Genomic DNA, 14,516 nt, shown 5'->3' with positions numbered 1-14,516 from the left:
CGTTTACGGAAGAACGTTTGCGGCCCTGCCGTGAACGCCGTGACGATCGGTCTGGAGGGGCCGAGAGGGAGGAGTGCTGGATGATCAATGTCGTCCTGGTCGGCTGCGGCGCGATGAGCAAAGCCTGGCTCGATGCAGCCAAGCAGATCGATGGGCTCGCCATTGTCGGCCTGGTTGATCTCGACGCCGAAAGGGCGCGGGCGAGGGCGCGCGAATACGAGCTTTCCGGCGCCGTCATCGGAACCGACCTCGACGCCGTGCTCGACCAGACCAGGCCCGACGCGGTATTCGACGTGGTGGTTCCCGCCGCCCGCCGCGAGGTCGCGCTTTCCGCCTTTGCCCACCATTGCCATCTCTTGACCGAAAAGCCGCTGGCCGACAGCCCGGACAATGCGCGTGCCATTGTCGAGGCGGCCCGCAGCGCCGGCCGCATCCATGCCGTCGTGCAGAACCGCCGCTATGTCGCCAATGTCAGGCGCATCCGGCGCTTTCTCGATTCCGGCGCCATTGGTGCGCCAACCAGCATCCACGCCGATTTCTTCGTTGCGCCGCATTTCGGCGGTTTTCGCGAAGAGATGCGCCATGTGCTGCTGCTCGATATGGCGATCCACACATTCGATGCGGCCCGCTACATGGTGGCCGGCGAACCGGCCGGCGTCTATTGCCACGAGTGGGAGCCGGCCAATTCCTGGTATCGGCAAGGGTCGTCGGCAGCCGCAAGCTTCGACCTCGGCGGCGGCAAGCTGTTCACCTATGCCGGCAGCTGGTGCGCGGCCGGCTTCCGTACCAGCTGGGACAGTACATGGCGGATCGTCGCCGAGCGCGGCAGCATTGTCTGGGACGGCGCGGACGGGTTGAAGGCGGAAGTCGTGCGGCCGGTCCGTGAAGGCCTGTTCGACCGCACCGAATCGATAGCCGTGCCGCCGCTCGACCCGGCAGATCGCGTCGGCGGCCATCTCGGCATCATCCAGGATTTCGTCCGCGCCGTCGAGACCGGCACCGCGCCGGAGACGCGCGGCGCCGACAACATCAAGAGCCTGTCCATGGTTTTCGCTGCGATCGAGAGCGCCGAAACCGGGCGCCGGGTCGCTATCGCCTCACAGGAAGGATCATGATGCCAAACCCGCTGCTCGACATCAGGATCGGCACCATGGTGCGCGCCAACCTCGACGACCCGGCCGCCTATGTCAGGCAGATCCTGCCGCTCGGATTCGAGAGCATCCAGCCGTTCTTCTGGCAGACGCTGGGCGGCAAGGACATTCCGCGGCTGGCGGGCGAGATCCGCGAGGCGATCGGCGATGCCGATGTCATCGTCTCGTCGATCGGCGTGTTCGGCAATCCGCTGGAGAGCGGCGAGATCGATCGCGGCGTGCTCGAGGCGTGGGAAACGATCATCGACAACGCGCATCTGTTCGGCACCAATGTGGTCAGCGGCTTTACCGGCCGCATCCGCGGCAAGCCGCTGCCCGACAGCCTGCCGCGCTTCCGCGAGGTCTGGGGGAAGCTGGCAAAGCGGGCCGCCGACAAGGGCGTGCGCATCGCCTTCGAGAACTGCGCCATGGACGGCAACTGGGCCAGCGGCGACTGGAACATCGCCCACAATCCGGACGCCTGGGAGCTGATGTTCAACGAATTGCCGGACGACAATCTCGGCCTGGAGTGGGAGCCCTGCCACCAGCTGGTCTATCTGATCGATCCGATCCCGCAGATCCGCAAATGGGCGCCGCGTATCTTCCACGTCCACGGCAAGGACGCGACGGTGCGCTGGGACGTGATCCGCGAACATGGCGTGTTCGGCCGCCTGCCGTTCGTTCAGATGCGCACCCCTGGCTTCGGCGATAGCGACTGGACGCGGGTGATCAGCGAGCTGCGGCTGGCCGGCTACAAGGGCGCCATCGACATTGAGGGCTGGCACGACCCGGTCTATCGCGGCGATCTCGAGATCACCGGCCAGGCGCGGGCACTGGATTATCTCCAACAATGCCGGGGAGGCGCGAGCTACCTGCCGAACCCGGTGTGAGGCTAATGCATGTCGCGCAAAAGTGCCCAGCGGTTTTGCGATAACGACATGCATAAAAACAGGACAAGCCGGCGGGAGGTGCCGGCCAGCGAAAGATTGCGGCGCAATGCCGAAGCGATCGTCAAAACCCCTCGGCTAGCGAGGGAACAAAGGGAGGATAAGTGCATGAGCATTACGATGAGAAGGACAGTTCTGCGCTCGACCGTCGCGGCGGCCGCGATGGCGCTCGCCGCCGCACTCTCGACCTTGCCGGCGCAGGCGCTCGATGCCCAGTGGTGCAAGGATGTCCATATCCGTTTCTTCGTCGGCGGTGCCGAGGGCGATGCCTTCGGCACGATCGTCTATAATGGCGCGAAGCAGGCGGCGGCCGATCTCGGGCCGAAGGTCGACTACATCTTTTCCCAGTGGGATGTCGAGAAGATGGTGCAGCAATTGCGCGAGGCTGTCGCGGTCAAGCCCCAAGGCATCGCCATGATGGGCCACCCCGGCGACGCCGCGATCATGCCGCTGGCCGAACAGGCGCACAAGGACGGCATCAAGATGATGTACCAGAACGTGCCGGTGCCGACGGTCACGGCGGCGTTCGGCGGCGGCTATGTCGGTGCCCAGCAGGAGCAGCAGGGCCGCGCGCTTGGCGCCGAGGCGGTCAAGCTGGCCGGGCTCAAGGCCGGCGATAAGGCAATCATGATCGGCCCGTTCGAGAACGAGAGCCGCGGCGCGCGCGAGCGCGGCACTGTCGCTGCCCTCAAGGAAGCGGGCGTCGAGGTCATACAGCTCTCCTCGCCGCCAAGCGGCGAATGGGCTTCCGACCCAAATCTGGCCCTTCCGGTGATCACCGCGGCACTGCTCAACAATCCCGACGTCAAGGCGGTTGGCTATCCCGGCGGGCAGATGCTGGGCAACGTCCCGACTTACATGCAGGCGGCGGGCAGGAAGCCGGGCGATATCTTCAACTTCGGCTTCGACACCAGCCCGCAGATCGTCGAGGGCTTCAAGGGCGGCTGGGTGCAGCTGACGGCCGACCAGCAGCCGTTCCTGCAAGGCTATCTGCCGATCCTCAGCCTCTGCCAGCAGGTGGTGCTCGGCCTTGCGCCGATGAACGTCGACACCGGCGCCGGCTTCGTCACGCCGCAGAATTACGAGATCGTCGCCGAGCTCGCCAAGCAGGCGTTGCGCTGACCTCCCAAGCCGTCGGCCGGGATCGAGCCCGGCCGGCGGGACCGCCGGCGAAAAGGCCGGCACGCGACAATCAAGCGAGGATCGCCATGGCCGAACGCATCATCGAACTGCGCGACATCAGCAAGTCCTATGGCCAGGTCTATGCGCTGGGCGGGGTCAATCTCAGCGTCGATCGCGGCGAGGTGGTCGGCCTGATCGGCGACAATGGCGCCGGCAAGTCGACGCTGATCAAGATCCTGTCCGGCGTGGTCAAACCGACTAGCGGCGAGATTCTCGTCCGCGGCAAGCCGGTGACCGGATGGAGCCCTGCGCGCTCGCGCGACGCCGGCATCGAGACCGTGTTCCAGGACCGGGCGCTCGCCGTGCAGCAGACGATCGTGCGCAATATCTTCATGGGCCGCGAGCTCACCGGCTGGCTTGGCTGGCTGAAGGTCAACAAGGAGATCGCGGAGGCGAGCCGGCTGATGCGCGAGATCGGCTTCACCTCGAAAGTGTTCACGCCACAGTCGATCGTCGGCCAGCTCTCGGGCGGCGAACGCCAGGGCGTGGCGATCGCGCGGGCCATCTATAAGAAGGCGGAGCTGATAGTCCTCGACGAACCGACGACCGCGCTATCGCTGACCGAGACCGCCAAGGTCTTCCACTTCGTGCGCCAGGTGCGGGCGAGCGGGCGCTCGATCCTGTTCATCGGCCACAACATCCACCATGTCTACGATATCGCCGATCGCTTCGTGGTGCTGGACCGTGGCAAGGTCGCGCTCACCGCCGACCGCAGCGAGGTCAAATCGGCCGAGGATCTGATCAATTTCATGGAAGACGTCGCCCACCCCAGCGGATTGCCGGGGTTGCACGACGCGGGCGATGCGGGGAGGGCGGCACGATGAGCAAGACCATGGAACCCGATCTGCAGAGCCCCCTCGGCGGCACGCATGGCGAAACCGCCGGGAAAGAGTGGAGACACCCGTCCGACAACTGGCTGCGCGGGTTCATCCTCGACAACCGCGCCGCGCTCGGCACGCTTGCCGTGTTCATCGTCATGATGGCGGTGTTCATGATCGCCAACCCGATCGTGTTCACCACCTGGTATCTCTACAGTTCCGTGCTGACCACGCTGCCGGTGGCGCTGTTCGTGGTGGTGCCGCTGGTCTTCGTCGTCACTTGCGGCGAGATCGACCTGTCGTTTCCGGCGACGATGGGCTTTGCCTCCTGGGTGTTTGCGCTGGTCGTGCAGGCCGGCTACGACCCGTTCCTCGGCATCGCCGCCGCAATGATAACCGGCATGCTGCTCGGCTTCCTGGTCGGCTCACTGGTCGTCTATGGCGGGCTGTCGTCGCTGATCGCCACGCTCGGCATGAATTTCCTGCTGCGCGGCCTGATCCAGATCATCAACGAGGGCAGGTCGACGGCGCTGACCGGCCTTGCCGACAGCTGGGCCTACAAGATCTTCTCCAGCCAGCTTTACGGCATTCCGGTGCAGATCTTCTGGGCCATCGGCTTCGTCGTGCTGTCGGCGCTGCTCTACAACCGCCATCGCTTCGGCGCGCAGGTCAAGGTGGTCGGCGACAATCCCGACAGCGCCCAGCAGATGGGTATCGACGTCAAGCGCGTGCGGGTAAAAGTGTTCGTCTTCGTCGGCATCGGGGCTGCGATCGCCGGCACGTTTTCGGTGATGATCAACTTCACCTGGTGGCCGACGGCGGGCGACGGATACCTGCTGCCGGTGCTGGCATCGGTGTTCGTCGGCGGCACTCCGACCTGGGGCGGCATCGGCACCGTCGTCGGCGGTGCGATCGGCGCGGTCACGGTCTCCTTCATCCAGACAGGCGTCGTCGCGGCAGGCCTGAGCGGCTTCTACGTCCAGTTCTTCAACGGCCTGATCATCATCCTGTCGCTGCTCGGCCATAAGTGGAACCAGGCGCGGTATCGGTAGTTCAGCCGAGCACAAGTATGAGACGAACCGTCTTGAGCATTCTACCGCCAGTCGAGTAGCGGCGTTTCACCCATTGGTTTTTCTTCAACAACCGGGGCTTCAGCCTGCTCCTTACGAAGTGCTTCCTCCAGAATAATTTTCGCGTCTTCTAGCGCCAGCAAAAATTCATCGAGACACTCACGCAATTCATTTCTTGAAAGAAGCTCAAAATCACCGCGCTTCCAAACCAAAGGCTGGCGTTTGGCCGAATCACCTTTTCCTACTTTTGGAAAGCAGAGAAATTCGCCAGGCGATTTTCTAAAATCGGTAAGCGAAAACACGGCATCTTCGAAAATCGTGGCAAGTAGACGCATTTGCCAGTTAGTCAATGGGAAGTTCGCCCAACCCACAGTGAAAATTGGAACCTGAAGCCCATTTTCAACGATTGTAATTAGAGGCTTAACAGGAACAACAAGACCTTTTCCAACTCGAAATGGCTCAACTATTTCGTCAAAACAGGGCTTGCCGAAGTAGCCCCTTTTTTCATCGTAGTCATAAAATGCCTCAACATACTCGGCGACGATGCCACGACTATTTGCTCGTCCCTTCGACATTGCCGCAATTAACGCCGTGCGCCGATCGAGCCCGTAGACAATTCGATCTCGAATAATCGGCGACGCGGCAGAATATGTAGTCGTTGGGAATCCGGTCACGAACCTGACGAGTTCTTTCGTGGTTCGAACGCGATCGGGGAAAACATATCGGACCCAGTTGTGAGCGTAGGGAGGCCTGCTAAGTTTGCTTATCTGCACGAGCGTTCCTCATTAGTGCCGGGTTTGACGTAAGAAATATCGCTGGATGAGATCGTCGGATATCTCCATTCCAGGATTGCTCCTCCCCGAAGCATTATACACTAGGTCCCACGGCCCGCCTTTTTCGTGGGACATGTTCACAAGTTTGGTCGCCCCCAAGCGCATGTATTTGTCAATTATCGGATACAGGAAATTTGCATCAGAACCGCTCATCGTTTCGTATACAGGCACTCTTTTTAACGAATTTAAGTCGAGCCTTGTAGCCCTTGTCCTAATATCTGCAGCCCCAAAAGATTTAAATTCCGAATATATTTCTCTAATTACTGGACCGTAGTCCCAGGCTTCTATCTTTGCCTCAATCAACGGTTCTCCAAAATTGGCTAGATATGTGGAATGCAGAAAATATATTATCTTGTTGATCTCAAGATTTGTAATTCCCAGCCCTTCGCCATCCGCGCGATCGAGCACCAAGTTAGCAATATACCGCGAGTCGTAAGCCATGCAAGCGATTGTACCCTATTTGTTCTGGGGTGCCAGACAATTTTCCATATGCCTCACGCCCCCGTCACAAACCCGTCCAGCACGCGTTTCTGGCCGGCTTTGTCGAAGTCGATGGTCAGCTTGTTGCCTTCGATGGCCGAGATGTTGCCGTTGCCGAATTTCTGGTGGAAGACGCGGTCGCCGACGCTGAAGGGGGACGGCGTGTCGGCGACGGATTTGGCGACCAGTTCGCCGTCGATGGTGCGGCCCTTGACCGAGGTGCGGCCAGCGCCGTAGCCGGAGTCGGTCTCGCCATAGCCGATGCGCTCGACCTGGTGGCCGGAACGCGTGCCCCAATTGCGGTCTGTGGCCTCGGTGCGGTTGGCTTGAGCGCGCTGCCAGCCCGGCGTCGCATAGGTGCTGGAGAAGCTTCCCGCCTTTTCCGCGCCGACATTGTCGAAGCGCGAGGCGCCATAGGGATTCTGCCTTCCTGCTCCTTGGCCGCCACGGCCCGAGGCGAACGAGCCGCCGCCATAAGAATTGCCGTAGCCGCCGTAGCTGTTGCCACTCTCGGCGATATCGACATGAGCTTCCGGCAGTTCTTCGAGAAAGCGTGAGGGAATGGTCGATTGCCACAGACCGTGGATGCGTCGGTTGGAGACGAACCACAGATGCAGGTTCTTCTTGGCGCGGGTCAGCCCGACATAGGCAAGGCGGCGCTCTTCCTCCAGCCCGGAGCGGCCGCCTTCGTCCAGTGACCGTTGGTGCGGGAACAGGCCTTCCTCCCAACCGGGCAGGAATACGGTCTCGAATTCGAGGCCCTTGGCCGAATGCAGCGTCATGATGTTGACCGCGTCGAGCTCGGCATTCTGCTCGGCGTCCATGACGAGTGCGACGTGTTCGAGGAAGGAGCGCAGCGATTCGTACTCCTCCATGGAGCGGATCAACTCCTTGAGGTTCTCCAGCCGGCCGGGTGCTTCGACCGAGCGGTCGTTCTTCCACATGTCGGTGTAGCCGCTCTCCTCCAGAATGGTCTCGGCGAGCTCGGTGTGCGGCGTGGTTTCGAGAGCCTTTTGCCAGCGTTCGAAATTGGCCGATACCTCGCGCAGCGCGGCGCGCGGCTTCGGCTTCAGCTCGTCGCTCTCGGCGAGTTTTGCCGCCGCCTCCAGCATCGGGATGCGCAGCGCCCGTGCGGTGTCGTGGATCTGGCGGATGGTGGCCTCGCCCAAGCCGCGCTTCGGCACGTTGGCGATGCGCTCGAAGGCGAGGTCGTCGGCGCCTTGCGCAACGACGCGGAAGAAGGCCAGCGCATCGCGGATTTCGAGCCGCTCATAGAAGCGCGGGCCGCCGATGACGCGGTAGTTGAGGCCGAGCGTGACGAAGCGGTCCTCGAACTCGCGCATCTGGAAGGAGGCGCGGACGAGAATCGCCATATCGTTCAAATTGTGCTTCTGGCGCTGGTAGGCCTCGATCGTCTCGCCGACGGCGCGGGCCTCCTCTTCGGAATCCCAGGCGGCATGGACATGCACCTTCTCGTCGTCCTCGGCGATCTTTTCGGTGAACAGCGTCTTGCCGAAGCGGCCCTCATTGTGGGCGATCAGGTGGGACGCCGTGCCGAGGATGTGCGCAGTGGAGCGATAATTGCGCTCCAGCCTGATGATGGTGGCGCCGGGGAAATCCTTATCGAAGCGCAGGATGTTGTCGACCTCGGCGCCGCGCCAGCCATAGATCGACTGGTCGTCGTCGCCGACGCAGCAGATGTTGACGGTGGATAGGCGCGGGCTTCCCTCCCCCTTGAGGGGAGGGTGGCCGGGCGAAGCCCGGTCGGGTGGGGTCCGTGCGGCAGTGCTCGACCTACCGGCGGCAGTGCTCGACGCTCTAGCGGTGCCTTCTGCGGCAACCCCCTCCGCCCGCTTCGCGGGCACCTCCCCCTCAAGGGGGGAGGATTGCGGCCGCTGCGCCAAGAGCCGCAGCCACATGTACTGGGCGGTGTTGGTGTCCTGATACTCGTCAACGAGGATGTAGCGGAAGCGCTTGTGGTATTCCTTCAGCACGTCCGGATTGGCGCGGAAGATGCGGATCGGGTGGCACAGGAGATCGCCGAAGTCGCAAGCGTTCAGCGTTTTCAGCCGCTCCTGGTAGGCCTTGTAGAGCTCGCGGCCCTTGCCGTTGGCGAAGGCACGGGCATCGCCCTCGGGGATGTCGGCGGGGCCAAGGCCCTTGTTCTTCCAGCCGTCGATCATCTGGGCGAACTGCTTGGCCGGCCAGCGCTTGTCGTCCAGCCCTTCGGCCTGGATAAGCTGCTTGATCAGGCGCACGACATCATCGGTGTCGAGAATGGTGAAGTCGGATTTGAGCCCGGCCAGCTCGGCATGTCTGCGCAGCAGCTTCACTCCAATCGAGTGGAAGGTGCCGAGCCACGGCATGCCCTCGACATTGCCTTCGCCGATCAACAGGCCGATGCGCTGCTTCATCTCGCGCGCCGCCTTGTTGGTGAAGGTGACGGCGAGGATCTGCGAGGGGAAAGCCTTGCCGGTGGCAAGGATGTGGGCGATGCGGGTGGTCAGGACGCGCGTTTTGCCGGTGCCGGCGCCGGCCAGCACCAGCACCGGGCCTTCGGTGGTTTCCACCGCCAGCCTCTGCTCGGGGTTGAGGCCGTTGAGATAATCGGGCGCGTTGTTCTGGTTGCTGCGGGCAGCCATGGCGCGCGCGGCAATGCCCGACGGGGCCACGGGCCGCGCGTTCGGTTCGTCAAAAAAGGGCATGTCTTCCGAAAAGCCGGACATCTCCCCCCGAATGTAGTGATTCGGCAGCGAAAGGCCAGAAGTGTCTCCGTTTTGTTCTCTGTCCAGTCGGTAGACTCACAATCTGAATGGGTCCGCTAACCAAAACGCCGGGCTTGCGATGGGCCGGCGCCGTAAAACGCCGAGCTTGCTTGACAGGGGAGGCGGGCCGGAGAAAGTTGCGTGGGGGCAGGAACGCAATGCGGGGTTGCCCATGGACGCGTCGCGGAGCGCACCAGTCGAAGGAGCACCGTCTTGGCTGTGGTCATCACCTCCCTGATCCTTTTCCTCATCGGCCTGGCGGTTGGCGGCGGCGGCATCTGGCTCGTGACGCTGGGGGGCAGCTGGTATTACGTCATCGTCGGTCTAGCTTTCCTTGTCGCGGCCTGGCTGCTCTACAGGCGCAGATCCACGGCGCTGTGGCTCTACGCGGCGATCGTGCTCGGCACGCTCGCCTGGGCGGTCTGGGAGATCGGCTTCGACTGGTGGGAGCTCGGCCCGCGCGGCGGCATCATCGTGCTTGTCGCGCTATGGCTGTTGACGCCATGGGCGCGGCGCGGGCTTACCGGTCCCGACGGACGCGCGCCGCTGATCCTCGCCGTGCTGGCCTCGCTTGCGGTCGCCGGCTATTCGATGACGACCGATCCAAAGGATATTGCGGGTGAACTCAACACCGACAAGGTGACGCCGACGGCCGATCTCGGCGGCAACGTGCCGGCTGGCGAATGGCACTATTACGGTCGCACGCAATATGGCCAGCGCTATTCGCCGCTCGACCAGATCACCGCCGAAAACGTTGCCAATCTGCAGCCGGCCTGGACCTATCGCACCGGCGACGTGAAAGGGCCCGACGACATTGGCGAGACGACCTATCAGGTGACGCCGCTAAAAATCGCCGACACGCTCTACATCTGCACGCCGCATAATTTCGCCATCGCCATCGATGCCGCGAGCGGTAAGGAGAAATGGCGCTTCGATCCGCAGGTCAAGCTCAACAAGGACCGCCAGCACCAGACCTGCCGCGGCGTGTCCTATTATGCCGATGCCAAGGTCGCCGCCGGCCAGCCCTGCGCCACACGCATCTACCTGCCGACATCCGACGCCCGGCTGATCGCGCTCGATGCGGCGAATGGCCAGGTCTGCCCGACTTTCGCCGAAGGCGGCACGCTGAACCTGCTCGCCAACATGCCATATCCGAAGCCGGGCTATTATTATTCGACCTCGGCGCCGCTGATCGTCGCCAACAAGATCATCGTCGGCGGCGCGGTCAACGACAATTATTCGACGCAGGAGCCGTCCGGGGTCATCCGTGCCTACGATGCCGACACCGGCGCGCTGTTGTGGAATTGGGATTCCGGCAATCCGGACCAGACGACGCCGCTGCCGCCGGACCAGACCTACACCAACAACTCGCCCAACATGTGGTCGACGGCGAGCGTCGACGAGAAGCTCGGGCTGCTTTATGTGCCGCTCGGCAACAAGACGCCGGACCAACTCGGTGCCGGACGCAGCGCCAATGACGAGAAATTCTCCTCTTCGATCACCGCGCTCGATCTCAACAGCGGACAATTGCGCTGGGTGCGGCAGACCGTGCACCACGATCTCTGGGACATGGACGTGCCGGCGCAGCCGACGCTGGTCGACATCACCACGGAAAGTGGCGTGGTGCCGGCGCTGGTCGGGCCGACCAAGCAGGGCGACCTCTATGTGCTCGACCGGCGCAGCGGCGAGCCGATCGTTCCGGTCAAGGAAGTGCCGGCGCCGGGCGGCGCGATCGAAGGCGACCATACCTCGCCGACGCAGCCGGTCTCGGATCTCAGCTTCAGTCCGAAACCGCTGACCGGCGCGGATATGTGGGGCATCACCATGTTCGACCAGCTGGCCTGCCGGATCGAGCTCCGGAAGTTGCGCTATGAGGGCCGCTACACGCCGCCGTCGCTGCAGGGCTCGCTGATCTACCCCGGCAATTTCGGCACCTTCAACTGGGGCGGCGTGGCAGTCGATCCGGTCCGGCAGGTGATGTTCGGCATGCCGACATACCTGGCGTTCATCTCCAAGCTGGTGCCGCGCGCCGACGTGCCGCCGCCCGGCGACACCAAGGGCAGCGAACAGGGCCTGAACCGCAATGACGGTGCGCCTTACGCAGTAATATTGAAGCCGTTCCTGTCGCCGCTCGGCATTCCCTGCCAGGCGCCGCCCTGGGGCTATGTGGCGGGTGCCGACCTTCGGACCGGAAAGATCGTCTACAAGCACCGCAACGGCACCGTCTACGACATGACGCCATTGCCGCTGCCATTCAAGGTCGGCGTGCCCGGCATTGGCGGGCCGATGATCACTGCCGGCGGCGTCGCCTTCCTCGGTGCGGCGGTCGATGACTATGTGCGCGCTTATGACCTGACGACCGGCAAACAGCTCTGGCAGGCGCGGCTGCCGGCGGGCGGGCAGTCGACACCGATGACCTACACGGTAGCCGACGGGCGCCAGTTGGTCGTCATCGTTGCCGGCGGCCACGGCTCGGTCGGTACCAAGCCGGGCGACTATGTGATGGCCTATACGCTGCCGAAATAGAGAAGTTCCTTCAGAGCCCGAGATGCCCTTTCAGGTCGGGTACAGATGCAAGTACCTCACTGGTCAGCTGCGGGCCGGCGGCTGTCTCGGCCTGCTGGACCAGCATCGTGCCGGCCTGGCTGATCTGTGCCAGCGTGAGGCCCGATGCCTTGAGTATGGCGACGCCGTTGATCAGCGCGCCGGTCTTTTCGCCGAGAGCGCCACCGAGCGCGCCCTCCAGCGAGGACAGGAGGCCACCGCCGGAAGCCGCGCCGGGAGCCATGACATCATATTGCTTGGCCAGGGCGTCGGCGCCCGGGATCTTGGCGAAGAAGCTGGACAGGGTCGTGCCTTCCGCCTCGTGTTCGAGCACCGAGAAAATCGTGCCGGCGATCTTTTCCGTCAAAGCCTGGTTGAGACCGGATTTCTGGGAGACGGTGTTGATGATGTCCTGAACGTCCATGACCTTTCCTCACGCTTTGGTGTTTGCGGGCGGGTGCCGGTTGGCGCGGATTTTGATCAACGATCGTTTGAATGCGGTGAAGGCAGTGAACCGCAGCGCCAGCAAAGCCATAGCGGCGAGGGCGAACCCACTTGCCAGAAGCGGGGAGGGAAAGGTCATGGGCGTGTTCCTTCGTCAATCAGGCATTCTTTTCCCGCCAAATGGCCATTGTCGTTCGCCAAATGGCCCGAGTGAGGCATAGCCCGGTAACTTCTTTTTACATTGTGGTGCGTGCATTTAGCATTGCCACAAAGGACCAAAATTTAACGACAGTGGGGCTAGCGGCATCACGGCCCTCGTGCAGGGACTTATGGCAGCCTCACTCAGCCGTGACTGGACCAGGCAAGCTTCGGCTCTATGTTGCCGCGGGGGGCGCCGACGAGGAGCGCGCCATGACAACACCTGCCGAACCCGCCGTCGCCGAGCCTGTCATTACCCAGGCGATGATCGATGCCTATGACGAATACACGCATCTGACGCTCGACCGACGGCGCTTCATGGAGCAATTGACCAGGCTTGCCGGATCGGGTGCGGCAGCTGCCGCGATCGCGCCGCTGCTGGCGGCGAACTCGGCCCAGGCGGCAATCGTGGCGGAAGACGATCCGCGTCTGAAAGGCAAGGACATCAGCTATCCCGGCAGCGCCGGCGAGATGAAGGGCTATCTGGTCAGGCCGGCGGACCAGACCGGCAAGCTTGGCACGGTCATCGTGGTGCACGAGAACAGGGGTCTCAACCCGCATATTCGTGATGTGGCGCGGCGCGCGGCGCTGGAAGGGTTCGTGGCGCTTGCGCCGGACTTCATGACACCGCTCGGCGGCACGCCGGACGATGAAAACAGGGCACGTGACCTGTTTTCCCAGCTCGATCCAGCACAGGTCGCCGCCAATGCCGTGGCAACCGTCGCCTATCTCAAAGGCTACAAGGACGGCAACGGCAAAGTCGGCGCCGTCGGCTTCTGCTGGGGTGGCGGCACGGTGAACATGCTGGCCGCCAACGCGCCGGACCTCGCCGCCGCCGTCGCCTATTACGGCATGCAGCCAAAGGCCGAGGACGTGCCGAAGATCAAGGCCGCGCTCATGCTGCATTATGCCGGGCTCGACACCCGCACCAATGCCGGCATCGATGCCTTCAAGAAGGCACTCGACGCGGCTCATGTCGAATACTCGGTCTATGTCTATGAAGGTGCCAACCATGCCTTCAACAACGACACGTCGGCGGCCCGCTACGACAAGAAGGCGGCTGACCTCGCCTGGGGCCGGACGATCGCTTTCCTCAAGGAGAAGCTGGCCTGATCAGGTGGGCGCCGGCGCCGGTTTGTGAAGGGCGACGCCGGCCACCACCAGCGCGATGCCGATGCAGTCGGTGAGGCTCGGCACCTGCCGCAGCACAATGACGCCGATCAACGTTGCGGTGACCGGCAGCAATGACAGCATCAGCGCGAAGCTGGAGCGCGGCAGCCGCGACATGGCAAGCTGGTCGCAAATATAGGGAATGACCGACGAGCAGATGCCGACGCCGACCCCCGCAAGCAGCAGCGGCGGCGCCGAGAAAGCCGGCAGAGCATCGGCGAAACCGATCGGCAGAACGACGAGAAGGGCGACCGCCATGGCGGCACCCAGCCCGGCGATGCCATCGCCGGCGCCGGCGCGCGCGACGCGGTGGCCGAGCACGATGTAGCCAACGAACAGCGTGCCGTTGAGGAAGGCCCAGAACAGGCCGACGGGATCGCTCGACCATTTGACGTCGATCAGCAACAGGGTGCCGGCGACAGCGATTGCGAGGGCGGCGAGATTGCGCGGGCTTCTGAGGCCAACAAGCGCAACGCCGATGGTGCCGACGAATTCGATCGCCGCCACCAGCGAGATCGGCAGCCGGTCGAGCGCCAGGTAAAACGAGCAATTCATCACCCCAAGGCAGACCCCGAAAGCCACAAGCAACAACCGCGTCGCGCGATCGGCGCGGGCGAAGACCGCCCATGGCCGGGTCAATGGGGCAAAGACGAGTGCCGCGGTGGCGATGCGCAGCCAAGCCATGCCGAGCACGCCGACATGCGGGAACAGCAGCACCGCGAAGGCCGGCCCGAGATAGTGGAACACGGCGCTGACGCCGAACCAGAGATGCGGTGGCACCGAGTTCGCCAGGGTAAAGGCGGGGCCGGCGAGTGCCGGACTTGCTGCTGGGGCTTGCGTCCGATCTTCCATAGGATCAGTATCGCAGGCGATTTTTGCCATTGATATGGATGATGGCCGGGCATTACGCCTTTTCCCTTTCTGAAAGCAAGGAA

Annotated in this window: 12 protein-coding genes; 7 read left to right on the top strand and 5 right to left on the bottom strand. The window is 63.2% G+C overall.

From position 1 onward, the window contains the following. Positions 1 to 80 precede the first annotated feature (80 nt). From NKI70_RS17360 to NKI70_RS17340, 5 genes are all read left to right on the top strand, one after another. Positions 81 to 1,115, top strand: a complete 1,035-nt coding sequence (locus NKI70_RS17360) for a Gfo/Idh/MocA family protein (RefSeq protein ID WP_352699280.1) — start codon at positions 81 to 83, stop codon at positions 1,113 to 1,115. Then, complete coding sequence (locus NKI70_RS17355) at positions 1,115 to 2,020, top strand: sugar phosphate isomerase/epimerase family protein (protein ID WP_502897779.1); 906 nt, start codon at positions 1,115 to 1,117, stop codon at positions 2,018 to 2,020. Before NKI70_RS17360 ends, NKI70_RS17355 begins: the two co-directional genes overlap by 1 nt. Positions 2,021 to 2,185: 165 nt before the next feature. Next, positions 2,186 to 3,199, top strand: a complete 1,014-nt coding sequence (locus NKI70_RS17350) for a substrate-binding domain-containing protein (protein WP_023676725.1) — start codon at positions 2,186 to 2,188, stop codon at positions 3,197 to 3,199. Positions 3,200 to 3,285: 86 nt separating this feature from the next. Next, positions 3,286 to 4,083, top strand: a complete 798-nt coding sequence (locus NKI70_RS17345; RefSeq protein WP_023676724.1) for an ATP-binding cassette domain-containing protein — start codon at positions 3,286 to 3,288, stop codon at positions 4,081 to 4,083. Then, the gene (locus NKI70_RS17340) at positions 4,080 to 5,129 is read left to right on the top strand and encodes an ABC transporter permease (protein ID WP_023676723.1); all 1,050 of its coding nucleotides are present in this window, start codon (positions 4,080 to 4,082) and stop codon (positions 5,127 to 5,129) included. The genes NKI70_RS17345 and NKI70_RS17340 overlap by 4 nt, the downstream gene beginning before the upstream one ends. A gap of 41 nt (positions 5,130 to 5,170) precedes the next feature. Here the strand turns inward: NKI70_RS17340 and NKI70_RS17335 are convergent, their stop codons facing one another. The 3 genes from NKI70_RS17335 to NKI70_RS17325 form a co-directional block, all read right to left on the bottom strand. Next, entirely contained in the window at positions 5,171 to 5,821 is a 651-nt protein-coding gene (locus NKI70_RS17335) for a hypothetical protein (protein ID WP_352619530.1), read from the bottom strand. A gap of 111 nt (positions 5,822 to 5,932) precedes the next feature. Continuing rightward, positions 5,933 to 6,421, bottom strand: coding sequence for a Panacea domain-containing protein (locus NKI70_RS17330; protein WP_352619531.1), 489 nt, complete (start codon positions 6,419 to 6,421; stop codon positions 5,933 to 5,935). A 53-nt stretch (positions 6,422 to 6,474) separates the two neighbouring features. Beyond that, positions 6,475 to 9,186 (bottom strand): ATP-dependent helicase, encoded by a 2,712-nt coding sequence (locus NKI70_RS17325; protein ID WP_352724772.1) that lies wholly within the window; start codon positions 9,184 to 9,186, stop codon positions 6,475 to 6,477. Positions 9,187 to 9,438: 252 nt separating this feature from the next. Here NKI70_RS17325 and NKI70_RS17320 point away from each other — a divergent pair, with 252 nt between their 5' ends. Further along, the gene (locus NKI70_RS17320) at positions 9,439 to 11,751 is read left to right on the top strand and encodes a glucose/quinate/shikimate family membrane-bound PQQ-dependent dehydrogenase (RefSeq protein WP_352619533.1); all 2,313 of its coding nucleotides are present in this window, start codon (positions 9,439 to 9,441) and stop codon (positions 11,749 to 11,751) included. A 10-nt stretch (positions 11,752 to 11,761) separates the two neighbouring features. Here the strand turns inward: NKI70_RS17320 and NKI70_RS17315 are convergent, their stop codons facing one another. After that, entirely contained in the window at positions 11,762 to 12,193 is a 432-nt protein-coding gene (locus tag NKI70_RS17315) for a hypothetical protein (RefSeq protein WP_023676720.1), read from the bottom strand. A 431-nt stretch (positions 12,194 to 12,624) separates the two neighbouring features. On the opposite strand from NKI70_RS17315, the gene NKI70_RS17310 reads away from it, so the two are divergent. After that, the gene (locus NKI70_RS17310; RefSeq protein WP_352724771.1) at positions 12,625 to 13,524 is read left to right on the top strand and encodes a dienelactone hydrolase family protein; all 900 of its coding nucleotides are present in this window, start codon (positions 12,625 to 12,627) and stop codon (positions 13,522 to 13,524) included. Here NKI70_RS17310 and NKI70_RS17305 read toward each other — a convergent pair whose 3' ends face one another. After that, a complete protein-coding gene (locus NKI70_RS17305; RefSeq protein ID WP_352724770.1) occupies positions 13,525 to 14,433 on the bottom strand; it encodes an EamA family transporter in 909 nt (302 codons plus the stop codon). Between the last annotated feature and the right edge of the window lie 83 nt (positions 14,434 to 14,516).

Source organism: Mesorhizobium sp. M0500 (assembly GCF_040321165.1).
In the GTDB taxonomy this organism is placed as follows: Bacteria; Pseudomonadota; Alphaproteobacteria; order Rhizobiales; family Rhizobiaceae; genus Mesorhizobium.
Note: the sequence above shows the minus strand (reverse complement) of the source record. Positions and strands in the feature narration are given on the sequence as shown.